Origin of the sequence: Rhizobium acidisoli, assembly GCF_002531755.2 — a bacterium.
GTDB classification, from domain to species: Bacteria; Pseudomonadota; Alphaproteobacteria; order Rhizobiales; family Rhizobiaceae; genus Rhizobium; species Rhizobium acidisoli.
Window position 1 is genome coordinate 634,553 of sequence record NZ_CP035002.1, and the last position, 22,138, is coordinate 656,690.

Genomic DNA, 22,138 nt, shown 5'->3' on the forward strand with positions numbered 1-22,138 from the left:
TATGAGCGCCTCCAACGAAACGACAGCCAGCCGAAACGTCCCAGGCGTTACCAGTGTCGCAAGCGGGCTCTCCGCCGATGAGGTCAGCCGTCTGATGCGCCGGCGCGGCGAGGAATCGCGCTGGTGGTGGCTGGTTCCGACCATCTATATCATCGTGCTGCTGCTGCCGATCTATTGGCTCGTCAACATGAGCTTCAAGACCAATGCGGAAATCGTCAATTCTCTGACGCTTTATCCTCATAACCCGACGATCGCCAATTACGTGACGATCTTCACCGAGAAGGCGTGGTATTCCGGCTATATCAATTCGATCAGCTATGTCGTCATGAACATGGTGATCTCGGTGGCAGCCGCGCTGCCGGCAGCCTATGCCTTCTCCCGATATCGGTTCCTCGGCGACAAGCATCTGTTCTTCTGGTTGCTGACCAACCGGATGGCGCCGCCGGCAGTCTTTGCCCTGCCATTCTTCCAGCTCTACTCGGCCTTTGGACTGATCGATACGCATATCGCCGTGGCATTGGCGCATTGCCTCTTCAACGTCCCGCTGGCGGTCTGGATCCTTGAAGGCTTCATGTCCGGCGTGCCGAAGGAAATCGACGAGACGGCCTATATCGATGGCTACTCCTTCCCACGGTTCTTCCTGAAGATCTTCACGCCGCTGATTGCGAGCGGCATCGGTGTCGCCTGTTTCTTCTGCTTCATGTTCTCTTGGGTCGAGTTGCTGATCGCACGAACGCTGACGACGACCGACGCGAAGCCGATCGCCGCCACCATGACCCGCACCGTCTCTGCCTCAGGCATGGATTGGGGCCTGCTCGCCGCCGCGGGTGTTCTGACCTTGATCCCGGGGGCGCTGGTGATCTGGTTTGTGCGCAATTACATCGCCAAGGGCTTTGCCCTGGGGAGGGTTTGATGAGCTTTTCGCTTCCCGATTTTTCATGGATGGCATGGACCTGGCCGACGGCCGCTTTCTTCATCGTCATCGTATTGCTGCTGATCGGCATGGGTGTCTGGGAATATGCGGTCCCGGGCGGCAACCCCCGGATCGGAATCCTGCGCTTCGAGACGACGCGCGGTGACCGGCTTTTCCTTTCGCTGCTCGGCAGCGCCTTTATCCATCTTGCCTGGCTTGGTCTCGCGGGATCAAGCCTCTGGTGGGCTCTCGCTCTCTCCGTCGTCTACGCCATCGGCGTATTCCGTTACGTGTGAGGCAAACTGATGCAGACGGCCGGGGATTTTTCTGGCCGCCTGAGACGTGAAGACTGCAATCGCAAACCCTGGGAGGATATTATGCGAAGGCATTTATTGACGACGACAGCAGCGGTACTGCTGGCCATGACCGGGTCGGCCTATGCCGGCATGGACGAGGCAAAGACTTTCCTGGATAAAGAGGTCGGCGACATGTCGACGCTCTCTCGCGCCGACCAGGAAAAGGAAATGCAGTGGTTCGTCGATGCTGCGAAGCCCTTCGCCGGCATGGAGATCAAGGTCGTTTCGGAAACCTTGACCACTCACCAGTATGAGTCCCAGGTTCTGGCTCCGGCCTTTACTGCGATCACCGGCATCAAGGTCACTCACGACGTCATTCAAGAGGGTGACGTTGTCGAGAAGATCCAGACTCAGATGCAGACCGGTCAGAACCTTTATGACGGCTGGGTCAACGACTCCGACTTGATCGGTACGCATTGGCGCTATCAGCAGGTGCGCAACCTGACCGACTGGATGGCCGGCGAAGGCAAGGACGTTACCAACCCCGGCCTCGATATCGACGACTTCATCGGCACCAAGTTCACGACCGCGCCTGACAAGAAGCTCTACCAGCTTCCCGACCAGCAGTTCGCCAACCTCTATTGGTTCCGCTACGACTGGTTCAACGACGAGAAGAACAAGGCCGACTTCAAGGCGAAGTACGGCTACGACCTCGGCGTTCCGGTCAACTGGTCGGCCTATGAGGACATCGCCGAATTCTTTACCGGCCGTGACGAGAACGGCAAGAAGGTCTTCGGCCACATGGACTACGGCAAGAAGGACCCGTCGCTCGGCTGGCGCTTCACCGACGCCTGGCTTTCCATGGCAGGCAACGGTGACAAGGGTCTTCCGAACGGTCTTCCGGTCGACGAATGGGGTATCAAGGTCGACGAAAAGTCGCGTCCCGTCGGCTCATGCGTCGCGCGCGGCGGTGACACCAACGGCCCGGCTTCCGTCTACTCGATCCAGAAGTATCTCGATTGGTTGAAGGCCTACGCACCGCCGGAAGCTCAGGGCATGACCTTCTCGGAATCCGGTCCGGTTCCGGCACAGGGTAACGTCGCGCAGCAGATCTTCTGGTACACGGCCTTTACCGCAGACATGGTCAAGCCTGGCCTGCCTGTCATGAACGAAGACGGTACGCCGAAATGGCGCATGGCACCGAGCCCGCATGGCGTTTACTGGAAAGACGGCATGAAGCTCGGCTATCAGGACGTCGGCTCCTGGACGCTGATGAAATCGACCCCGACGGACCGTGCGAAGGCCGCCTGGCTCTATGCACAGTTCGTGACCTCGAAGACGATTGACGTGAAGAAGAGCCAGCTCGGTCTCACCTTCATTCGCGAATCCACCATTCGCGATAAGAGCTTTACGGAGCGTGCTCCGAAGCTTGGCGGTCTGATCGAGTTCTATCGTTCGCCTGCGCGTGTTCAGTGGTCGCCAACCGGCACCAACGTTCCCGACTATCCGAAGCTGGCTCAGCTTTGGTGGCAGGCAATCGGCGATGCGTCTTCCGGTGCGAAGACACCGCAAGAAGCCATGGATTCTCTTTGCGGCGAGCAGGAGAAGGTCATGGGCCGTATCGAGAAATCCGGCGTCCAGGGCGACATCGGCCCGAAACTCGCCGAAGAGCATGATCTCGCTTATTGGAACGCGGATGCGGTGAAGAAGGGCAACCTTGCGCCGCAGCTGAAGATTGAGAACGAGAAGGAAAAGCCGGTCACCGTCAACTACGACGAACTCGTCAAGAGCTGGCAGTCGAAGTAAGGCGGACCTCCCGGCCGGAAGCGACGAGGCTTCCGGCCGTCACTCCCCGCCACCGGCCACGGCCGGTGGCAACCACAATCTTCTCTCATGAAATCTCCGCATCCGCCCTCTTTGCCGGGCGGCGCGGTTTCGTGCGAGCCGGAGACGGATATGAGCGGCTATATTCTTTCAATCGACCAGGGCACGACGTCGTCGCGTGCGATCATCTTCGATGGTCGCATGAAAATGGCCGGCTCGGCCCAAGCGGAGATCGCCCAATATTACCCGCAGCCCGGTTGGGTGGAGCATGACGCCACTGAGATCTGGCAGTCCGTCATCGATACCGTGCGCAAGGCGATTGCCGATGCCGGTCTTGAAGCCGCCGCCATTGCCGCGATCGGCATCACCAATCAGCGCGAGACGGCGGTCGTCTGGGACCGACGGTCGGGCGCGCCGCTTCACCGGGCGATCGTCTGGCAGGACAGGCGCACGGCCGAAATGTGCGAGAGCCTGAAGGCCGACGGATACGAGAAGCTGTTTTCCGCCAAGACCGGCCTGCTGCTCGACCCCTATTTCTCCGGAACCAAGCTGCGCTGGCTGCTCGACAATGTCGACGGCCTGCGGGAGAAGGCGGAGGCGGGCAACGTCTGCTTCGGCACGATCGACAGCTGGCTGATCTACAATCTGACTGATGGTCGTGTGCACGCCACCGATGCGACCAACGCGTCGCGAACGCTGCTTTATAATATCGACGACGGCGTTTGGGACGAGGAGCTGCTCGGCATTCTCGGCATCCCGGCCGTGATGCTTCCCGAAGTCCGGGAATGCGCCGATGATTTCGGCCGTGTCGATAAGACCCTGTTCGGTGCGGAGCTTCCGATCCTCGGCGTCGCCGGCGACCAGCAGGCGGCGGCCGTGGGCAATGCCTGCTTCGAGCCCGGCATGATGAAATCCACCTATGGCACCGGCTGCTTTGCCCTGCTGAACACCGGCAGGGATCGTGTTTCCTCCTCCAACCGGATGCTGACGACGATCGCATACAGGCTCGATGGAGAGACGACCTATGCGCTCGAAGGTTCGATCTTCATCGCCGGTGCCGCCGTGCAATGGCTGCGCGACGGGCTCGGCATCATCGGCCAGGCGTCGGAGGCGGGCGTGCTCGCAGCCAAAGCCGATCCGGGGCAGCAGGTCTATATCGTCCCGGCCTTCACCGGCCTCGGCGCACCCTACTGGGATCCGGCCGCACGCGGTGCGATCTTCGGCCTGACGCGAAACAGCGGACCGGCGGAATTTGCCCGCGCCGTGCTCGAATCCGTCGCCTACCAGACACTCGATCTGCTGGTGGCGATGAAGAAGGACTGGGGCGTCAACCAGCTTGAAACCGTGCTGCGCGTCGATGGCGGCATGGCGGCTTCGGATTGGACGATGCAGTGCCTGGCCGACATGACCGGAAATCCCGTCGACCGGTCGGCGATCCGCGAGACGACGGCGCTGGGTGCCGCCTGGCTTGCCGGCTCGAAAGCCGGCATCTGGCCCGGCAGGCGGGATTTTGCGCAGGCCTGGGCCTGCGACCGCCGCTTCAACCCCTCGATGGAGGAGGGTGAACGGCAGGCCAAGATCATCGGCTGGAAGAATGCCGTCTCGCGGATGATTTCGGACGCCTCGGCGGGCTGACACCTGTCCTGGATGCGGCTGTCTCTTATACGCTGCCGGCGGCTTTCCTGTTGATGAAGCTGAGAGCCAGCACGGCGAAGATCAGCGTTCCCGTGCCGACCTGCTGCCAGTAAAAATTCAGATCGGTCAACAGCAGCCCGTTGGCGACGATCCCGAGCAGCAGTGCGCCGAGAACGGTGCCGCCGACATTCGGCCGCCCGAGCGGGCTGAGCGTCGTGCCGATGAAGGTTGCGCCGATGGCGTTCAGCAGGAAGGCATTGCCCGAGGAGGGGATGTAGGTGGTGACGGTCGCGGTCAGGATCAGACCGGCGATTGCCGCGATCAGCCCGACCAGGATAAAGGTCACCGCGACATGGGCCGGTGCTGCGATGCCGGAATAGCGCACGACGCCCGGCTGGATGCCGATCGACAGAATGACGCGGCCGAACCGTGTGCGGGCAAAAACGACCGCGGCGGCCGCGATGATGACGATGGCAATGGCAAGTGGCATGGGAAAGCCGCCGATCGCACCGTGGCCGAGGAAGCGGAAGGCTTCCGGCACGCGGTTCGGCGGCAGATAGACCGGATTGCCGCCATTGGTCAGCAATTGCTGGACGCTGCGGCCGATGAACAATGTGCCGAGCGTTGCCAGGAACGGCGACACGCCGATCCCGGAGATCAGAAATGCGTTGAAGGCGCCGACGAACGCTCCGGCGGCCAGCCCCGCGAGCGCGGCGATCGCCACCGGCTGTCCGGCAAGCACGAGTGAGACGAAGGCGAAGCTCGCAAAATCCATCGCCGTGCCCACCGACAGATCGATGCCGCCCGACGCGACCGCGAAGGTCATGGCAATCGAGACGATGACAAGCAGCGTAAAATTGTTGACCAGGATGCTTTGTAGGTTCACAGGCGTCAGGAATGTCGGCGTTGCCACGGAAAAGGCGGCAAAGACCGCAATCAGCGCGAGGATCAGCCCATAGCGCAGCAGGCCGCCTGTGATAAGGCGCGGCAGGCCTGTCGTCTTGGCGGGGGTAGTGGTCTGGAGCGACATGGTCAGGCCTCCTGCCGGCGCAGCAGCGTGGTCGCGGAAACGACGATGAGAATGAGTACGCCCTGGACGCCGCTGACGAGCGTGCTCGATATGTTCAGCAGCTGAAAGCCATTGGTGAGGAAGCCGACCAGCAGCGCGGAAAGCAGCGTCCCTGTGACGGTCGGAACCAGCCGGCGCGAAAACACCGCGCCGAGGAGGGCCGTCACGACAACAGGCAGCAGCATCTCGCCGGCACCGGTCGTGCTGCCGCTGAGATAGGAAACGGACAGGATGCCGGCGATGCCGCCGCAAAGGCCGCTGGTGACGAAGGCGCCGGCGAGCAGGCGGCGAAGCGGCAAGCCGGCGGCACGCGCCGCATCTGGAAACTCACCGACGGCATAGAGACGCAGCCCGAGCGGCGTATATTGCACGATCGCCGTCGCAATGGCCGTGAAGCCGAGGAGCACATAGGCAAGAACCGGTATGCCGAAAGGATCCGAAGCCGAAAGCGCCGATAGGAAAGGCGTCGAGGCCGGCAGGACGGTATTGCTCGTCAGCACCAGTTCCAGGCCGGCGACGATATTCATGACGGCAAGCGTTGCGAGCAGCGGCACGATGCCGGCATAGACGACGGCAATGGCATTGACCGAGCCGATCAGCGCGCCGGTGAGGATCGATGCCGCGATCGCTGTCGCATCGCCATAGCCGAGTTGCGTCAGGCTGGCATAAACGGCGGCGCTGAGGCCCATATTGGCCGCCAGCGACAGGTCGATGCCGCCGGTGACGACATTGGAGCCGCCGGCAATCAGCACGACCGTCAGTCCGATGGCAAGAACGCCCGAGATGGCCGATTGGCCAAGCACGTTGCCGATATTGCCGATGCTGAGGAAATAGGGCGCGGTCAGCGAGAAGATCAGCAGGATGGCGGCAAAAGCGATGAGCGAACCGAAGCGCAAAGCCGCAGCCGCAATATTGCCGTCCGGCCGGGCAGGCGATTCCCCAGCGGCAAAGCCGGAAGGCGTGAATTCCACTTCAGCCGACATGGCGCTGTCCCTTGGATGATCCGGTCGATTGCGCCAGCACGGCATCCGCGCTGGTTTCCGAGGAGATGAATTCGCGCACCACGCGGCCGCGGAAAAGCACGAGGATGCGATCGGTGATGCCGACGAGTTCGGGCAGATCCGAAGACAAGACGATCACGCCGGCGCCGCGCGCGGCAAGTTCGCCGATCAGCCTGTAGATCTCGACCTTGGAGCCGATGTCGACGCCGACCGTCGGCTCGTCGAGGAGATAGACCTCGGAGCGACGGCTCAGCCATTTGGCGATGGCGATCTTCTGCTGGTTGCCGCCCGAAAGCGTGCGCAGCAAAGCATCGCGGCCATTGGTTTTCACCTGGAGCCGCGCAATCAGCGCTTCGACCTCGCTTTGCTCGCGTCTGCGATCGAGAAAGCCGAAACGTGTGAAGCGGCCAAGGCTCGAAAGGCTGATATTTTCCGCGACGCTGAGGTCGACCGCCACCCCGTGGCGGCGGCGATCTTCCGGCACCAGCGCGATTTCGCGGCCGGCTGCCTGCGTCGGATTGGTGAAACGGGCAGGCTTGCCGTTGATTTCGATGCGGCCGGAAGCCGGTGTCTCCAGCCCGAAGAGAGTGCGAACCAGCTCCTTTGCGCCGGAGCCGAGCAGCCCGGTGAGGCCGAGCACCTCGCCGCGGCGAAGCGTGAAGCTGATGTCGCTGTATTTTCCCGGCGCCGACAGCTGCTCGACCTTGAGGATCTCCTCACCGGGCGTCACCTCAGGCTTCGGAAACATTTCCTTGATATCGCGCTCGACCATCAGCCGGGCGATCGCTGCGGCCGACGTCTCTCGGATCGGCAAGGAGGCGACATCAAGCCCGTTGCGCAGCACGGTGACCTGGTCGCAGCGTTCCTCGATTTCATTCAGATAGTGCGAGATATAGATGATGGTGACGCCTTCGTCGCGCAGGCGGCGGATCAGCCGGAAGAGGATCTCGGCCTCGCGGGCCACCAGGGCGGCCGTCGGTTCGTCGAAGACCAGCACCTTCGGCTGGTTGAGGAGAGCGCGGGTGATTTGCACGATCTGCTTTTCGGCAGTCGACAATTCGCCGATCAGGGCGGTGTTCGGCAGACGAAGACCGAAATAATCGTTGAGAATATCGGATGCGCGGCGCTGCATCTGCCGCCGGTCGAGGAACGGTGTGCCTGATATCCGCGGTTCCCGGCCGAGGAAGAGAGCTTCGCCGACGGTGAAAGTCGACACCAGCAGCCGGTCCTGGTGAATGAAGTGGATGCCGAGCTCTTCGGCAAGATGCGGCGTCAGCCTGTCAAATATCTGCCCTTCGATTTCGATCCGGCCATCATCCGGCTGGTGAAGGCCGGCCAGCAGCTTGATAAGCGTCGATTTGCCGGCGCCATTTTGGCCGACGAGACCGTGAATGGTGCCGCGTTTGACGATCAGCGACGCACCGGCCAGCGCCTGCGCGCCGCCGAAGCGCTTGACGATGCCTTCGAAGCGGATGATGTCGTCGCGCGCCGTCACCGGCTGCTTCAAGGAAATGGCCGTCATAGGATTTCTCCGGTCATCTTGTCGGGGCGATCCAGCGAGGCCGGATCGCCAATCAGACAAGCTCAGCCGATGCCGAGCTTCTTGGTGACTTCGCCGACATTGGCCTTGTTGGCGAGAAGGGCGGGAACATATGTCTCGCGCGGCAGGGGCTGGCCGGCGAGCAGCCTGGCGACGTTGCGGATGGCGGTGAGGCCGATTTCCGCCGGCTGCTGCGCGACGTCAGCACCCGCCGGCGACTTTGGATCGGCGACAAGCTGCAGCACTTCAGGGCTGCCATCGACGCCGTAGGTGCGAATTTCGGTCCGCCCGGCCGCCGCCAAAGCCTGGGTGGCGCCAAGCTGCGGAATATCCCAGGCCGACCAAATCGCCTTGATCGAACCTTTTTCGGGATATTTGTTGAGGATTGTGGTGATCTGCGTGAAGGCATCCTGCACGGTGTTCGGGATGACGTCGCGCAGTTCCGGCTGGAGGATTTTCACCTTCGGGAAATATTTGACGACATTGACCAGTTGGTCATAGCGGATCGCGCAGGGGGTCACGCCATAGAAGCCGTTAAAGACGACGATATTGCCTTCACCGCCGATATCGGAGACGAGCTGCAGCGCCAGGTCCTTGCCGATGCCCCAGTTGTCGGAGGTGGTGTTGTTGATCGAATTGGTCGAGCCAACGTCGACGGTCAGAACCGGAATGCCGGCGTCACGCGCCTTCTTCAGCCAGGGGTCGATAACGCTGAGCGTGCCGAGGATTTGAACGATCGCATCCGGCTTCTGGGCGATCAGCGTCTGCAGCTGCGACACCAGCTTGCCGTCATTGCGCCCGGCATCGACGGCGATCGGCTCGCCGCCGAGGCGTTTTACCTCTTCGATCTGGGCATTATAGGCCCGCAGGTCGAAGAAATGATCGGTGCCGGTCGCGCTGATGGCGATGCGCTTGCCTTTTAGCGACAGTTCTTCGTCGGCTGCCAAAACCGCCTTCTGCCCGACCAGCGAAGCGCCGGCGACGGCGACCCCTGCCGCCGCGGACAGTTTCAACAGGTCTCGTCTTCCGAAGCGGGTTCCGGACTTTTCAATGCTCATGACCACTCTCTCCAATTATGTATGTCTATAAATTAAGTAGACTAATAAGAATGAGGAGAAAGGAATTTCCAAAAAGACCCTTTCTGAGAAAAAGAGTGAGCAGATCGCAAGCTCTTTCCTGGCCGGGTTTGCCGCAACGATCGATCGGCAGCTCGGTAATGACGCTCTTGATCATCGGCCCAGTTGAGACTAAATATAACCTCAAGTGAAAAAGGAGCCATTGTCATGATGGGATTTGCTGCCGTTGCCGACGTTCTCGGATTGCCTGCCAGGGAGCCGGCGTCGCGCTCTGCCTTCGGCCTGCTCTCCAGCATCGAGGCGGGGTTGCCGGTCAAGGCGCTTGACCGCATGGCGCTGCTTCTGGCCCCTGATGACACCCAGTTCAAATACCGGCTCGTTCCCAAGGCCACTTATGAGCGGCGCAAGTCCAAGCATCGGCTCTCCTCCGACGAGGGCATAAGGCTCGCCCGTCTGGCGCGGGTCTGGGGGCTGGCGCTCGATGTCTGGCAGACCGAGGCGGAGGCGCGGGATTTCCTGTTTCGCCCGCATGCGATGCTGGAGGACAGGCGGCCGATCGATGTCGTCATCCAGAGCGAGCTCGGCGGCGAGCTCGTGCTTGATATCCTTGGAAGCCTGAAATACGGCAGCGCTGCGTGAGCGCACAGCTTCTTGACCGCACGCTGACATCCGTCCGCATCGGCGACCCAAACGGAACCTACCCGATCTTCGATGCCACCGGCTCGACCATCGCGCCGGGGCGGTGGAACACCTTGGGCAGCCCGATCATCTATACGAGCGAACACTATTCGACGGCGCTGCTCGAAAAGCTCGTCCATGGCAGCGGCAGGCTGCCGCCCAACCAGCATTACGTTACGATATCAATGCCGCGCGGGCTCAGCTACGAGGTCTTGTCAGAGCCGGCGCTGCCTGGCTGGGACAGTATGCCGGCTGCTGTCAGCAAGACCTTCGGCGAAAAGTGGTGTCAGGAGAAGCGCAGCGCCATCCTGCTGGTGCCAAGCGTCGTTGCCCGCGTCGACCGCAACGTGCTGATCAATCCGGCCCACCCGGAATTCCCGTCGATTAGGGTCAGCCTCCACCAACCGGTCTTCTGATACGCTCGATTTTTCGCGCATCTCTCTTCCAACATAAATGCGGCGAGCTGCTGCCTTGGCTTCCACCACCGCCGCCTGGTCATGCTTCCGCACCCCTTTCGACCGTTGCGATCGCCCGGAGCGCGCAAGGTCCGCTCGTTCTATCTACTTAAAAGGTAATGCAAGTTTGGTGCGTGGCTATGACGCACGGCAGTCCAATTGACTGCCTAGACTTGCGCATGTATAGTTACTGATCCAATTCTGGAAATATAAGTAGAATACATGTATCATCTCGGCGAAGTTGTAATAAGGCGGCTGCAGCCAAAGTTGGTTAATTCGGTGAGGAAATTTGTTAGTAAAGGGCAGCCTTACATTATAATGGATTTCCCCTCCACTTACGATCCCGGCCACCACGCCAGTTGGTTAGGATTGGCAAAGGTATTGCAGGAAGTGACAGGGCGCCTGCCGGCACTTACTGGCGGCTCTCTTCAAAGTATTAACGCAATAAAATACACGCCTGGCGATGCTCCAATATTCATCTGCGGCTGGGCCGACTTCGGAGATGCAGGGACCGGAAGAGATGATATTCGCTATCGTTTGGCGTGCAAATATCCGGATCGAACCATCATTCAGATGCCTCAAACAATCGATTTCCCCAACGAGGCCCTTATGGAATACGCGAAACGTACCATTGGGAGGCATCGCAAATTTTTCTTTATGACGCGCGACCAGCAGAGTTTCGAGCTGGCAAAAGCCAACTTCGATTGCGATGTCGAGGCTGGCCCGGACACGGCATTCGGTATCGACCTGCTTAAACCGTTCGAAGCCGATCCTCTTAGGGCATTATACGTCATGCAGCCGTTTGGAGAGGACGACGTCGATATAGCTGACGCCCGGGCGATTGTCGACGGACCCCTCACCAATTGGATCAACGGTCCGGATAATTTGTCGCGCCTGCACAAGTCGAGTGTCCTCAAGGCCGTAATGCGCCGTGGCTTTAGCCGCTCCCAGATGGTGGCCCAACATCACGAGGATGTCGCTGCTCGGTATGTCGATTATGGCGCGAAGATGCTGTCCGGCGCGCAACGGATCATCACCAACCGTTTGCACGGTCATATTCTTTGTCTTTTGCTCAATAAGCCGCATGTCGCGGTTGCGAGAAACGGCAGCAAGCTCCACGACTTCATCAGTAGCTGGACTGGCGACAGTCTCCTGGTGGAGAAAGCGACAAACGCCAGTGAGCTTTTGGCGGCAATGTCCCGCCTTCCGTATGAGATGAACGGCGCTTGGTATAAGTCGAGCAGACCGATCGATCTGCGTCCCGGTCTTCCCGCCCCAGATCTCGTCCCTCATCCCTCTATAGTTTGATTGCCCGTAGGAGCTCAGTTTTGTCGGTTGCACGAGACGACGATATTCTATTCAGCCATGTCAGTAAGAACCGATCCGCCGCAGCCGTAACGGGTGCCTTCTGGTCGGCGATGAGTACGCTTATTCCGACGGTCCTCACCTTTGCAGTTTTCGTGGTGACGTCTCGCGTTCTCCAACCCCAGGATTTCGGACTTGTCGCCCTGGCATTCAGCATCGTGTCGTTTGCAGGCAGTTTTGGGCCGACGGCGTTTGGCGAAGCAATCATACAGAGAGCCGAAATAAGGCGTAGCCATCTCGATACCATATTCCTGCTTTCCCTTGTCTTTTCATTTTTGATCTACGGAGTTTTGTGCATAGCCGCCTCGCCGATCGCGGCATATGTGGGGCATAAGGAGATCACACCCCTTATCTACATCATAGGGCTGAAGGTCTTCTTCGACTTCACCGCCATCGTTCCGAATGCGATTGTCAATAGAAAGATGTCATTCCATCTGGTGGCGGTCCGGACTGTCATCGCCACGATCACTTCCGCTTGCATTTGCCTTGTCTTGGTTCTCGCGGGCTTCGGTTTGTGGGCGCTTGCGATTGCTCAGATCGCGGCCACGGCGGCATCGTGCGGCGCTGCTTTCTGGGGTGCGGGGTGGTCGCCTGGGCTTCACGTGAAGAGAGAAAGCTTGAACGATCTCCTTCACTACGGCTTTTTTGCATCCGGCACTCGCTTTTTACAGACGATGAGCTTGGACAACTTGCTGATAGGCGTGCTTCTGAGTCCGTCAGCGCTCGGTATCTATAATTTTTCCAAGCGCCTGTTCGATATGATCAATAACGTCATCGCCGGGGGCCTAACATCTGTCACGCACGTCTTGCTTTCTTCATTGCGGGCCGATCCGAAGAAAGTTCGAGAAGCATTTCTCATGGCAACGTTTGGTTGCGCTCTGGTTTCTTACCCCGTATTCATCGGCCTTGCCGCAGTTGCCGATGATGCGATCACCACAATTTTCGGCGCGCATTGGATCGAAGCCGTTTGGCCAGTCCGATTCTACTGCGTCATCGGGTTGATGGCTGGGATCGGCTACGTCCAGGCATCCTTGATAAAGAGCCAGGGGGAGATGGATTGGTGGTTCTACTACCAACTGGCCCGAAATCTCCTCACGCTCGCGACGATCGCAGTTCTTTATCCTTATGGCGTCACAACGATTGTTTTCGCCATTATGATCGAAGTGCTGTTGTTTTGGCCGATCACCAGCTGGAAGATTTCGCGGCATATAGAGCTGAGTGTCGGGGCCTATCTGATGCAATTCCTGCGGCCAAGCCTGGCTTGTGCGGGAATGGTTGCCGTCGTTTTGCTCCTGCATGTATCGCTCATTCATTGGTCGCCTTATCCGCGTTTGGCAGTGGAAATCGTTGCAGGCGGGACTGCGTATTGCTGCCTGATATTTGTTCTGTGCAGGGCTCGCTTGAATGTCTTGATCGGCAGCATAAAGCAGGTACGACAGCGCAAAACCAATAAGGACGCGATGTCGACTCTATAGCCCGTCAATCCGCATTGGGCTCCCACCTATGCGGTTGGAGCCCAATGCTGTTCAGGCTCTCCAGAATAAAGTGTCATAGGATAATCGATAAGATGACCAGTCTCGACCGCGGTTATGCGCCACCGGCGATTGACAACCCAAGGGTCCCGATTACCGGCCGCAGCCGTTATTATTCTCTCGACGCAATGCGCGGGTTTGCCGCCATCTGCGTTGTGGCTACACATTTCCAGGAGAGATATGCCCCGTCTGCTTATCTGGCAGTCGATTTTTTCTTCGTTCTCAGCGGGTTTATTATCGCGGACATTTATGGAAAACGGCTTTCGCGCGGCCTGCCGTTCCAGTCGTTCATGATGGCGCGAATCAAGCGTCTTTATCCGCTTTATCTGATCGGAATTTTGGTCGGTCTCGTACAAATCATTCTGCTGACAAGCTGGGGGCTGAGAGGTCAAAGTGTCGTTGACCTGCTGGTTTCGACAGTTGCCAACGGGGCTTTCCTGCCCAGCCCGATGTATTTCCTTCAAACGAGCCCGATGCAGGGGATGTTTCCAATCAATGGCCCAGCATGGTCGATGTTCTGGGAACTGTTGGTGAACATAGTCTTCGCATTATGGCTTTTCCGGCTCCCGACCCGCGCCCTTTGCCTCGTTGCCTTCGTGTCCGCTGCAGTATTGGTTTGTGTCGGTTTTAAGTACGGCCTGTTGAATATCGGCTGGGAGTGGCCTTCCGCGGTAGGTGGGCTCCCAAGGGTGATGTTTTCATTTACTGCGGGGGTGGTGATCAGCCGTCTATTCGGCGGCATGCCCGCCTGGAGGAAGGGTTGGGTCGCCATCGTGCCGTGCCTTCTTCTGATGATCTGCATCGCAGCGCCGGTTCCCTTGATGCTGCGGCCTTATTACGATTTGACGTTCGCGATGGCCCTGGCGCCTTTCATCGTGATGCTTGGCCTCTTTTTGGAGATGCCAGCGAAAGCAGAGGCGTTGGCGACGTGGATCGGGTATATATCCTACCCTGTCTACATCTTACACCGAGGTGTGATCGGTGTTTTCAAGCCAATTGCCGGGTCGCTCGGGTTGAATGGCCCTCTCGCCTTCTTCGCGCTTCTCAGCGCAGTCGTCTGTTTCGCCTATGTAACGGCTCGTCTCGTAGACAAAACGATGGCTATGCGGACCCGCCGAGCTCAATAACATCCCGCCGCGGTGAACGCGCCATCAGCCGGGCATAGGCGATGGCCGAGAGCATGTTGACGTGGTTGGCCTTTCCCGTGCCGGCAATGTCGAAGGCGGTGCCGTGGTCGACCGAGACGCGGTCGATTGGCAGGCCGAGCGAGACGTTGACCGCCGTCTCGAAGGCGACGAGCTTGATCGGGATGTGGCCCTGGTCGTGATATTGGGCAATGACGAGGTCGAAGGCGCCGTTATAGGCGCGGGCAAACACCGTGTCGGCGGAGATCGGGCCGACGACGTCGATGCCTTTCGCCTGCGCCTGCTCGACGGCGGGTGCCAGGAATTCAGTATCCTCGGTGCCGAACAGGCCGTTTTCGCCGCAATGCGGATTGAGGCCGGCAACGGCGATGCGCGCCTTCTTGCCAAGACGCAGAAAGTGGCGGTGGCCGGCTTCGATGGTGGCGAGAACCCGTTCGGTCTTGGCGCGTTCGATCGCGCCCTTCAGCGAGATGTGGGTGGAGACGTGGATGGTGTTCAGCCGCTCGGAGGCAAGCAGCATGAAGGAACTCTTCGAGCCGGTCAGATGGGCGAGAAGCCCGGTGTGGCCGTCATGGTGATGCCCGGCAAGGTTCATTGCCTCCTTGTTGATCGGCGCGGTGACGATGACATCGGCTTCCCCAGATAGGGCAAGATCGACGGCGCGGGTGATATAGCGCACCGAGGCGTCGCCGGCGACGGGGCTGACCTTGCCGATCTCCGGCAGAGCCGCGCCGAGCGCAACTTCATCGACGGCAATCCTGTCGTGGCTAGCGGCATCGGCCGGCGCGAATGTCAGGCCGGTGCCGCAGACGCGATCGGCGCGCTCCAGCGCTTCGACATTGCCGACGATGACGAAATCGCAGCGCTCTTCGCTCGGAAGAGCCGCCAGGGCCTTGACGATCACCTCGGGGCCGACGCCGGCGGGATCGCCGAGCGTCACCGCGACTTTCGCATTCCTGTCCATCGTCAAAATCCCTTCTAGAACGCGGCTGTGTAGATCGAGCGAATGTCGGCACGCGTGAGATCGCGCGGATTGTTGTCGAGCAGGCGGCGGATGGCAAAGGCATCGTCGGCCATGGCGTCGAGGTCGCTTTCCGGCACACCGAGGGCGGAGAGTTTCATCTCGATGCCGAGCTCGGCGCAGAAAGCGTAGGCCGCATCGAAGACGGATGCGATGTTGTCAGAGGTCCGGCGCCCGAGTGCTTCCATCACCGCTTTCGTCTTCTCTTGAGCCGACGGCGTGTTGAAGGCGAGCACATGCGGGAAGATCAGCGCATTCGCAGCGCCATGCGCCACATGCCAACGCGTGCCGAGGGGATAGGCGAGCGCATGGCCGCCGGCGGTGTTGACCGGGCCGAGGCAGAAGCCGCCGTAAAGCGAGGCGAGCGACAGGCCGGCGCGCGCTTCGGCGTCGTTGCCGTCCTTGACGGCGCGGGCGAGATATTTGCCGACCAGCCGCGTTCCCTCGATCGCATAGATATCGACCATCGGGTGGGCCTTGCGGTTGGTGAAGGCCTCGACGCAATGGGCCATGGCATCGACGCCGGTGGCGGCCGTGGTGTGCGCCGGCACGGTGAAGGTCAGGGCCGGATCGATGACGGCGATGTCGGCCAGCATATGCAGGCTTTCGACGGCAAGCTTCGCCATCGTCCTGGGATCGGTGACCAGCGCGCGAATACCGGCCTCGCTGCCGGTGCCCGAAGTCGTCGGCACCTGGGCGAGTGCCGCCTTGCGCGGCCCATGCACCTTGTTCGGGCCGACGACGTCATGCAGCGTCTGCGCGGAGCCGGCAAGAACGGCGGCAAGTTTTGCCAGGTCCATGGCGCTGCCGCCGCCGAAGCCGACGATCAGCTCGGCGTCGGCGCCGTTGGCGGCCGCGAGCACTTTTTCGAGGTTGGCCGTATCCGGTTCGGGCGTCACCTCGGAGAAGACGGTGACTTCGCCTTTCAGATCCAGCACGTCGATGCGCGAGGCGTTGAAAGCATCGGAGATGACAAGCGTCCGCCTATAGCCTTTTTCGGCAGCCCATTTGCCGAGCTTGCCCGCGGTGCCGATGCCGAATTCGATCAGATGCGGCCGAACGATCGTGATCGGCGAATCCAAGCTGGCCATAACCAGTCCTCCCTGCAAGATCTTGCGGCAACAATTTCGCCCTCTTTATTGTAAAGTTGTAAGATCAATGTCAAGCCGACATTCCAAGACGCGGAAATTTTTATCGTCTGATATGTGGTCGCTTATGTCCTTGATCCGGCCGTAGTATATTATTATGTACAATAATATCAGCGTTTTAGAGAAAATTATCGATGGGGATGCTTTTTCGGGCGCGAAGGGTCTTGCCGCCATTCGCCGGCGCACACCTCTTGTCAATTTCTTGTCGCCTGGTCGGTTCAACGCCGGCGGCCCTGCATCCTTTCGCGCGCGATCGGATGCAGGTTTACAATCTTCCGGCTGCCACGTGGTTCAGGGCAGCGATTGCGGGGCTAGGCGCACATATTTGATGGCGCGCCGGTAGTAGGTGTAGGCGATATGGAGCGTGCCGTCGCTGCCCTCAATGATCGAGGGATAGGAGAATTCGCGGTTCAGCGAATCCTTGGAATTGTTGCTGAGGCAGAAGCCGTCGCCGGTATCGAGATCGATGCGATACGGAAAACTCTTGGCGCCATCCTTCGAGATCGCAAGGCTGAGCGGCGCCCGCGGAACGCCCCAGACCGCCTTGCGGCCGATATCGGCGACAACAGGGGCCTCTCCCGCATCACCGCTCTCGATTTCGTCATAGAGGGACTGGCGCCGGGCATCCGATGTGCTTGCATTCGAATGGTTATAAACCATTGCAATCGCTCCATCTTTCAGAACCCTGGCCTGAATCGAGGAGTTGTTGTTCGGCAGTTCGGTCGGTTCGGGCGCGCTCCAGCTCTCGCCGCCATCAAACGATCGGCTGGAAAGAATGCTCTCGGCGAAACGATTGCGGTAGAAGGCGATCATGTTATCGCCGCCGAGCGGCAGGATGTTCATGTGCACGGCGCCGATGCTGTCTGGAATATCGCGCATCTGCCAGCTTGCACCGCCGTCGCGCGAAATCAGCACCGCTGCCGTGTCGGCGTCGCCGCTCCAGCGCTGGCCGTTAAGGCCGACGCAGCGAAAGACTGGAAGCAGCCAGTCGCCCCTGCCGTTGACGACGATCTGCTGGCGAACGAATGTGCCGGGGCTGTCGCAGAGGACCCTGACCGGGCCGAAGCTTTTGCCGCCGTCATCCGATATACGGCATTTGACAATCGAGCCATCCTGGTTGCCTGAGGTTTGCGAGGTATAGAGCAGCCATGTCTTTCCGTCCGGAGCATTGAAAATCAATGGATTCTGCTCGGATTTCTCCGGATCGTCGCTCATCTTCTCCGGCGCGGACCAGCGCTCGGAGCCCGGGATCAGCCGCGACATGTAAATCGAAATATCGCCCATGCCCTCCATCGTGCCGCCGAACCAGACGCAGCTCAGCGTACCGTCGGGCAGAAAGGCGAGATTTGCCGCGTGGTTCTGGATGCAGGGCGAAGGCAGATAGGCATCGGCGCGACCCGCGACAGAGGGGTGAGGGGTGATGCCCCCGGTCATCAAAGCGGGAACGGCTTCCGAAGGCAGGCCGGTAAAATTCATCGCGGATCTCCTCAAGACAGCTTGGCATAGCTTTCGGCGAGTGCGGCGTAATCCGCCCCGTTCAGCGGCATCAGCGGCGCGCGGGTGCGCTTCCAGGCGGAATTGCCGGTCTTCAGCCCCACCATCGCCTTGATGGTCGGGATCTGGACGTAGGAGTTGGAAAGGGTGCGATAGGCATTGATGCGCGCCTGCGCCGCCTCGACATCGGCGGCGCGCGCCTCGTCATGAACATGGTCGTAGATGGTGCGCAGCGAATCCGCCACCAGATTGGAGGTGGCGGTGATGCAGCCGGCGCCGCCGGCCTTCATCAGCGGCAGTAGCAGTGGATCGGCGCCCGCCAGCACCGAGAAGCCAGGATGGGCGGCGATGATGGCCTGCATGTTATTGAAATCGCCAGCAGATTCCTTGATGCCGACGACGGTTTCCGGGAAAGCCGCAATCAGCCTGCCGATCAGCGGAACGGAGAGCGGAATGCCCGAGACCTGCGGGATATGATAGAGGATCACCTGCAGACGCGTGTCGGCGACCTTTTCCAGAACCTGCGAATAGGCCGCGAAGAGGCCGTCGTCGGAGACGCCTTTGTAATAGAAGGGCGGCAGCATCACGACCTTGGTGACGCCGAGCGATAGGGCGTGCCGCGTCAGTTCAACGGTTTCCGGAATGGCGACGACGCCGGTGCCCGGCAAAAGCCTGTCGGCCGGAATGCCGGCCTTCACAGCCGCTTCCAGAATGGTGCGGCGCTCGGCTCCGGAGAAGGAGTTGGCCTCGCCCGTCGTGCCGAGCAGGGCCACGCCGTGACATCCCTCGGCCAGCAGCTGCCGGCAATGGTCGGTGAAAAGTGCGAGATCCGGCGTATTGTCAGCCGTCAGCGGCGTTGCGGCCGCGCTGTAGACGCCTGTGATCCTGTGATGGCTCATTTTCCCTCCTTCGGCGCGTCCTGTCTGGTCGAAGCCTGTTCGACCACTCGGCTGCACGGGCAATTGTCATTCGTCTGTTGCGATGGATTGCGAAGAACTTTTCCATTGCAGCGCTTTTGTCAAGAAGACAAAAGGGTTCGGAACAAAAGCGAAAACGTATCTATTTGTTATTAGGCACTTATTTTTCTCAGGAAATTTTGGTTGGATGAAAATCGCGTTTTTTTGTTGACATATTTACAATAACGAGAGAACGATAGAAGACGGATTGTGCTGCGCCTGGCAGGTGCAGGGAGAGCGCTGCCGAATTCACCTGGGAGGGAATGCCATGTCTTTTGATCCATCTGATAAAACCAATCTATCGCGCCGCAACGCGCTGAAGCTCGGTCTGGCGGCCGGCGTCGGCCTCACCGTGTTCGGGATGAATGCCCGCATCGTGATGGCCGATGAAGGCCAGGTCCTGAAGGTCGCACATCCGGCCTTCGACCAGGACTGGTCGCCGCTGCGCGGCGGCGGCAGGACGTTCCGCTGGAATTCGATCTGGTGGGCTTCGCCGATGTATTTCGACAGCCAGGGCAATATCAAGCCTTACGTCTTCGCCAGCTGGGAATCGGCCGACAACACGGTGTGGACCTTCAAGATCGACCCGAAGGCTGTCTTCTCCGACGGCAGCAAGATCACCTCGGCCGACGTCAAGGGATCGTGGGAAGTCGCCTCGATGCCGAACACCAAGAGCCAGCGCGCCGACCAGGTGCTGAGCAAGGTCAAGGGTTACGCCGAAATCGCCGCCGGCTCCGGCAAGGAGCTGACCGGTGTGGCGACTCCTGATGAGGGAACAGTCGTGGTGACGCTCGCCGCTGCCGATCCGATCTTCTTCATGCGTCTCGCAAACCACATCGCGCCGATCACCAAAGCGTCGCAATCGCGCGGCAGCGACGGCGAGGAAATCATCGACTGGTATAAGCCCGAAAACAAGCCGGTCTTCTCCGGCCCCTTCAAGCTTACGAGCATCGATATCGATGCCGGCAAGATCACATTCGAGCCGAATGAAAACTTCTTTGGGTCGAAGCCGAAGCTTGCCCGCATCGACATCACCTCGATCGAGGACAATGTGACGGCGACCTCGCTGATCAAGTCCGGCGAGTTCAACGCCCATACCGAACTCGTCACCTCGACGATCATCCAGGATCTCGGCCCGGAATTCTCGGCCGGCCCGCTGATCCCGACCAGCCAGCACTTCTGGTTCAACATCTCCCGGGCGCCGATGGACGATCCGAAGGTCCGCCAGGCGCTGATCATGGCGGTCGATCGCGACGGCCTGTTCAAGGCGTCCTATCCCGATGGGCCGCACAAGAAGGCCGATCAGATCCTCAATTCGGTTCCCGGCGCCGACAATTCCGGCTTCGAGCCCTTTCCCTATGATCCGGCAGCCGCCAAGAAGCTGCTTGCCGAATCGAGCTATGGCGGGCCCGAGCGCCTGCCGAAGATCCTGTTCGTCGGCATTTCGGCGCCGGCCATTCAGGCCGCCGCCCAGTTCATCGCCGAGCAGTGGCGCCAGAATCTCGGCATCACGGCCGTCGACATGAAACCTCAGCAGGACGCCTATGCCGGCCCGGACCAGAATTCGGTCCAAATCTTCCGCGACGACGTCGGCACCCGTGTCCCCGACGCCGTTTCGTATCTGGCGGGCAGCATCGCCTCGACCTCGTCGAACGCGCAGAACAAGCTCGGCGGATACAAGAACGACAAGGTCGACAGCGCCCTTGCCGAAGCGGCGACCAAGGCTGCGGACGATCCGCAGCGCATCTCCCTCGCCCAGGAGGCCCAGAAGGCGTTCCGCGAGGATTGGGCCTTCATCCCGTGGTATTCTCAGGCGATGTCGCGCTGGGCCACCAAGGAGGTCAAGGGCATGGAGAAAAACCTCGACTGGCAGATAGCCGAACCCTGGAATATTTCGATCGGTTGATCCGGAACAATCGTTCTGGCGATAAAAGCGCGAAGGCCGCAAGGTCTTCGCGCAAATTTCAAGAAGAGATGCGATCGGCTGCGCTTTGCCAAAGCCGGGCCGCGTCGACAATAGGTGGGAGGTGGCCTTGCTGCGCTACGTGCTAACCCGTTTTGCCATCTGGATTCCATCCGTTCTGGTGGTGATGCTGGCGGTCTACGCGCTGGCCTTTTATGGCGCCGGCGATCCGATCAAGCTGATCTTCCTGCGCGCGCCCGGCGACGTCGCCTATAATCCGCAGCGCATCGAGGCCATCCGCGAAAGCGCCGGTCTCAACCGGCCCTTCATCGAGCAGTTCGGCCTTTACATCTGGAACCTGCTGCACGGCCAGTTCGGCAATTCGCTGACCTCGGGCCGCGCCGTCTGGGCAATGGTCTCGGCCGCGGCACCCGTCTCCTTCCAGCTTGCCCTCTGTTGCGTCATCCTGACGACCGTGGTCGCAATCCCGCTCGGCATGATCGCGGCGCTGAACCAGAATTCGCGCCTCGATTACGCCATTCTGGGCTCGGCACTTTTCCTCTGGGCGATCCCGGCCTATGTCGCAGGTCCCTTGCTTATGGTCGGCCTCATCGTGCTGCTACCGGGTGCCAGCGTGCCCTATGGCTGGGGCGGCATCTTCGATGTGCGCATCCTGCTGCCGCTGCTGGTGCTTTCCTTCCAGCCGATCGCGCTGATCGTGCGCCAGACGCGCGCCGCCGTCATCGAGGTGCTGTCGGAGGATTTCGTCCGCACCGCCCGCGCCAAGGGCGTGCCCGAGATCGTCGTGGCGCTCCGCCACATCCTGCGGCCGGTGCTGACGCCCGTCGTGACGCAGCTCGGCCTGATCATGATCACCATCGTCAACGGCGCAATCTTCGTCGAACTGGTCTTCGGCCTGCCGGGTCTCGGGCGCTTGACGGTGCAGGCGCTGATCAATTCCGATTATCCCGTCATTCTGGCGATCACGCTGATCGGGTCGTTCCTGGTGATGGTGTCGAACCTTTTGGTCGACGTGCTCTATCCGCTGCTCGATCCCCGCGCCAATGATGCAAGAAGGAGCCGCTGA

Annotated in this window: 19 protein-coding genes; 11 read left to right on the forward strand and 8 right to left on the reverse strand. The window is 60.3% G+C overall.

What is annotated here, in order from left to right:
• The first annotated feature begins 1 nt into the window (after position 1).
• From CO657_RS35380 to glpK, 4 genes are all read left to right on the forward strand, one after another.
• Complete coding sequence (locus CO657_RS35380) at positions 2-913, forward strand: carbohydrate ABC transporter permease (protein WP_003595819.1); 912 nt, start codon at positions 2-4, stop codon at positions 911-913.
• Positions 913-1,209 carry a DUF2160 domain-containing protein gene (locus tag CO657_RS35385; protein WP_054184982.1) on the forward strand — a complete coding sequence of 99 codons (297 nt, stop codon included), beginning with the start codon at positions 913-915 and terminating at the stop codon, positions 1,207-1,209. The genes CO657_RS35380 and CO657_RS35385 overlap by 1 nt, the downstream gene beginning before the upstream one ends.
• An 81-nt stretch (positions 1,210-1,290) precedes the next feature.
• Positions 1,291-3,015 carry an ABC transporter substrate-binding protein gene (locus CO657_RS35390; protein WP_012560081.1) on the forward strand — a complete coding sequence of 575 codons (1,725 nt, stop codon included), beginning with the start codon at positions 1,291-1,293 and terminating at the stop codon, positions 3,013-3,015.
• 150 nt (positions 3,016-3,165) lie between these two features.
• Complete coding sequence (gene glpK / locus CO657_RS35395) at positions 3,166-4,668, forward strand: glycerol kinase GlpK (protein WP_054184981.1); 1,503 nt, start codon at positions 3,166-3,168, stop codon at positions 4,666-4,668.
• Positions 4,669-4,693: 25 nt separating this feature from the next.
• Here glpK and CO657_RS35400 read toward each other — a convergent pair whose 3' ends face one another.
• The 4 genes from CO657_RS35400 to CO657_RS35415 form a co-directional block, all read right to left on the reverse strand.
• Positions 4,694-5,698: an ABC transporter permease gene (locus CO657_RS35400; RefSeq protein ID WP_054184980.1), complete on the reverse strand. Its 1,005-nt coding sequence runs from the start codon at positions 5,696-5,698 to the stop codon at positions 4,694-4,696.
• A gap of 2 nt (positions 5,699-5,700) precedes the next feature.
• On the reverse strand, positions 5,701-6,720 hold the full coding sequence (locus CO657_RS35405; RefSeq protein WP_054184979.1) for an ABC transporter permease: 1,020 nt from the start codon (positions 6,718-6,720) through the stop codon (positions 5,701-5,703).
• A complete protein-coding gene (locus tag CO657_RS35410; RefSeq protein WP_054184978.1) occupies positions 6,710-8,260 on the reverse strand; it encodes a sugar ABC transporter ATP-binding protein in 1,551 nt (516 codons plus the stop codon). The genes CO657_RS35405 and CO657_RS35410 overlap by 11 nt, the downstream gene beginning before the upstream one ends.
• Before the next feature lie 62 nt (positions 8,261-8,322).
• Positions 8,323-9,336 (reverse strand): sugar ABC transporter substrate-binding protein, encoded by a 1,014-nt coding sequence (locus CO657_RS35415; protein ID WP_054184977.1) that lies wholly within the window; start codon positions 9,334-9,336, stop codon positions 8,323-8,325.
• 225 nt (positions 9,337-9,561) lie between these two features.
• Between CO657_RS35415 and CO657_RS35420 the strand changes: the two genes are divergently transcribed.
• The 5 genes from CO657_RS35420 to CO657_RS35440 all read left to right on the forward strand — a co-directional run bounded on the left by CO657_RS35420 (position 9,562) and on the right by CO657_RS35440 (position 14,511).
• A complete protein-coding gene (locus tag CO657_RS35420; RefSeq protein ID WP_054184976.1) occupies positions 9,562-9,993 on the forward strand; it encodes an antitoxin Xre-like helix-turn-helix domain-containing protein in 432 nt (143 codons plus the stop codon).
• Entirely contained in the window at positions 9,990-10,448 is a 459-nt protein-coding gene (locus tag CO657_RS35425; protein WP_054184975.1) for an RES family NAD+ phosphorylase, read from the forward strand. The genes CO657_RS35420 and CO657_RS35425 overlap by 4 nt, the downstream gene beginning before the upstream one ends.
• A 261-nt stretch (positions 10,449-10,709) precedes the next feature.
• Positions 10,710-11,795 carry a polysaccharide pyruvyl transferase family protein gene (locus CO657_RS35430; protein ID WP_054184974.1) on the forward strand — a complete coding sequence of 362 codons (1,086 nt, stop codon included), beginning with the start codon at positions 10,710-10,712 and terminating at the stop codon, positions 11,793-11,795.
• 20 nt (positions 11,796-11,815) lie between these two features.
• Positions 11,816-13,327, forward strand: a complete 1,512-nt coding sequence (locus CO657_RS35435) for a lipopolysaccharide biosynthesis protein (RefSeq protein WP_054184973.1) — start codon at positions 11,816-11,818, stop codon at positions 13,325-13,327.
• Between the two features lie 92 nt (positions 13,328-13,419).
• Complete coding sequence (locus CO657_RS35440; RefSeq protein WP_054185012.1) at positions 13,420-14,511, forward strand: acyltransferase family protein; 1,092 nt, start codon at positions 13,420-13,422, stop codon at positions 14,509-14,511.
• Here CO657_RS35440 and pdxA read toward each other — a convergent pair.
• From pdxA to CO657_RS35460, 4 genes are all read right to left on the reverse strand, one after another.
• Positions 14,486-15,493 carry a 4-hydroxythreonine-4-phosphate dehydrogenase PdxA gene (gene pdxA, locus CO657_RS35445; protein WP_054184972.1) on the reverse strand — a complete coding sequence of 336 codons (1,008 nt, stop codon included), beginning with the start codon at positions 15,491-15,493 and terminating at the stop codon, positions 14,486-14,488. The two genes, CO657_RS35440 and pdxA, sit on opposite strands and share 26 nt — an antisense overlap.
• Positions 15,494-15,507: 14 nt before the next feature.
• Positions 15,508-16,641, reverse strand: a complete 1,134-nt coding sequence (locus CO657_RS35450; RefSeq protein ID WP_054184971.1) for an iron-containing alcohol dehydrogenase — start codon at positions 16,639-16,641, stop codon at positions 15,508-15,510.
• Between the two features lie 348 nt (positions 16,642-16,989).
• A complete protein-coding gene (locus tag CO657_RS35455) occupies positions 16,990-18,174 on the reverse strand; it encodes a sialidase family protein (protein WP_054184970.1) in 1,185 nt (394 codons plus the stop codon).
• 11 nt (positions 18,175-18,185) lie between these two features.
• Positions 18,186-19,091 carry a dihydrodipicolinate synthase family protein gene (locus CO657_RS35460; protein ID WP_054184969.1) on the reverse strand — a complete coding sequence of 302 codons (906 nt, stop codon included), beginning with the start codon at positions 19,089-19,091 and terminating at the stop codon, positions 18,186-18,188.
• Between the two features lie 325 nt (positions 19,092-19,416).
• Here CO657_RS35460 and CO657_RS35465 point away from each other — a divergent pair, with 325 nt between their 5' ends.
• Both CO657_RS35465 and CO657_RS35470 read left to right on the forward strand, forming a co-directional pair.
• Positions 19,417-21,054, forward strand: a complete 1,638-nt coding sequence (locus CO657_RS35465) for an ABC transporter substrate-binding protein (RefSeq protein ID WP_054184968.1) — start codon at positions 19,417-19,419, stop codon at positions 21,052-21,054.
• A 127-nt stretch (positions 21,055-21,181) separates the two neighbouring features.
• Positions 21,182-22,138 carry an ABC transporter permease gene (locus CO657_RS35470; protein WP_003595845.1) on the forward strand — a complete coding sequence of 319 codons (957 nt, stop codon included), beginning with the start codon at positions 21,182-21,184 and terminating at the stop codon, positions 22,136-22,138.

Excerpts from the sequence above, each read along its gene's own strand:
- CO657_RS35380 (WP_003595819.1), top strand. The coding sequence starts at position 2 with ATGAGCGCCTCCAACGAAACGACAGCCAGCCGAAACGTCCCAGGCGTT.
- CO657_RS35385 (WP_054184982.1), top strand. The coding sequence starts at position 913 with ATGAGCTTTTCGCTTCCCGATTTTTCATGGATGGCATGGACCTGGCCG.
- CO657_RS35390 (WP_012560081.1), top strand. The coding sequence starts at position 1,291 with ATGCGAAGGCATTTATTGACGACGACAGCAGCGGTACTGCTGGCCATG.
- glpK (WP_054184981.1), top strand. The coding sequence starts at position 3,166 with ATGAGCGGCTATATTCTTTCAATCGACCAGGGCACGACGTCGTCGCGT.
- CO657_RS35400 (WP_054184980.1), bottom strand. The coding sequence starts at position 5,698 with ATGTCGCTCCAGACCACTACCCCCGCCAAGACGACAGGCCTGCCGCGC.
- CO657_RS35405 (WP_054184979.1), bottom strand. The coding sequence starts at position 6,720 with ATGTCGGCTGAAGTGGAATTCACGCCTTCCGGCTTTGCCGCTGGGGAA.
- CO657_RS35410 (WP_054184978.1), bottom strand. The coding sequence starts at position 8,260 with ATGACGGCCATTTCCTTGAAGCAGCCGGTGACGGCGCGCGACGACATC.
- CO657_RS35415 (WP_054184977.1), bottom strand. The coding sequence starts at position 9,336 with ATGAGCATTGAAAAGTCCGGAACCCGCTTCGGAAGACGAGACCTGTTG.
- CO657_RS35420 (WP_054184976.1), top strand. The coding sequence starts at position 9,562 with ATGATGGGATTTGCTGCCGTTGCCGACGTTCTCGGATTGCCTGCCAGG.
- CO657_RS35430 (WP_054184974.1), top strand. The coding sequence starts at position 10,710 with ATGTATCATCTCGGCGAAGTTGTAATAAGGCGGCTGCAGCCAAAGTTG.
- CO657_RS35440 (WP_054185012.1), top strand. The coding sequence starts at position 13,420 with ATGACCAGTCTCGACCGCGGTTATGCGCCACCGGCGATTGACAACCCA.
- pdxA (WP_054184972.1), bottom strand. The coding sequence starts at position 15,493 with ATGGACAGGAATGCGAAAGTCGCGGTGACGCTCGGCGATCCCGCCGGC.
- CO657_RS35450 (WP_054184971.1), bottom strand. The coding sequence starts at position 16,641 with ATGGCCAGCTTGGATTCGCCGATCACGATCGTTCGGCCGCATCTGATC.
- CO657_RS35455 (WP_054184970.1), bottom strand. The coding sequence starts at position 18,174 with ATGAATTTTACCGGCCTGCCTTCGGAAGCCGTTCCCGCTTTGATGACC.
- CO657_RS35460 (WP_054184969.1), bottom strand. The coding sequence starts at position 19,091 with ATGAGCCATCACAGGATCACAGGCGTCTACAGCGCGGCCGCAACGCCG.
- CO657_RS35465 (WP_054184968.1), top strand. The coding sequence starts at position 19,417 with ATGTCTTTTGATCCATCTGATAAAACCAATCTATCGCGCCGCAACGCG.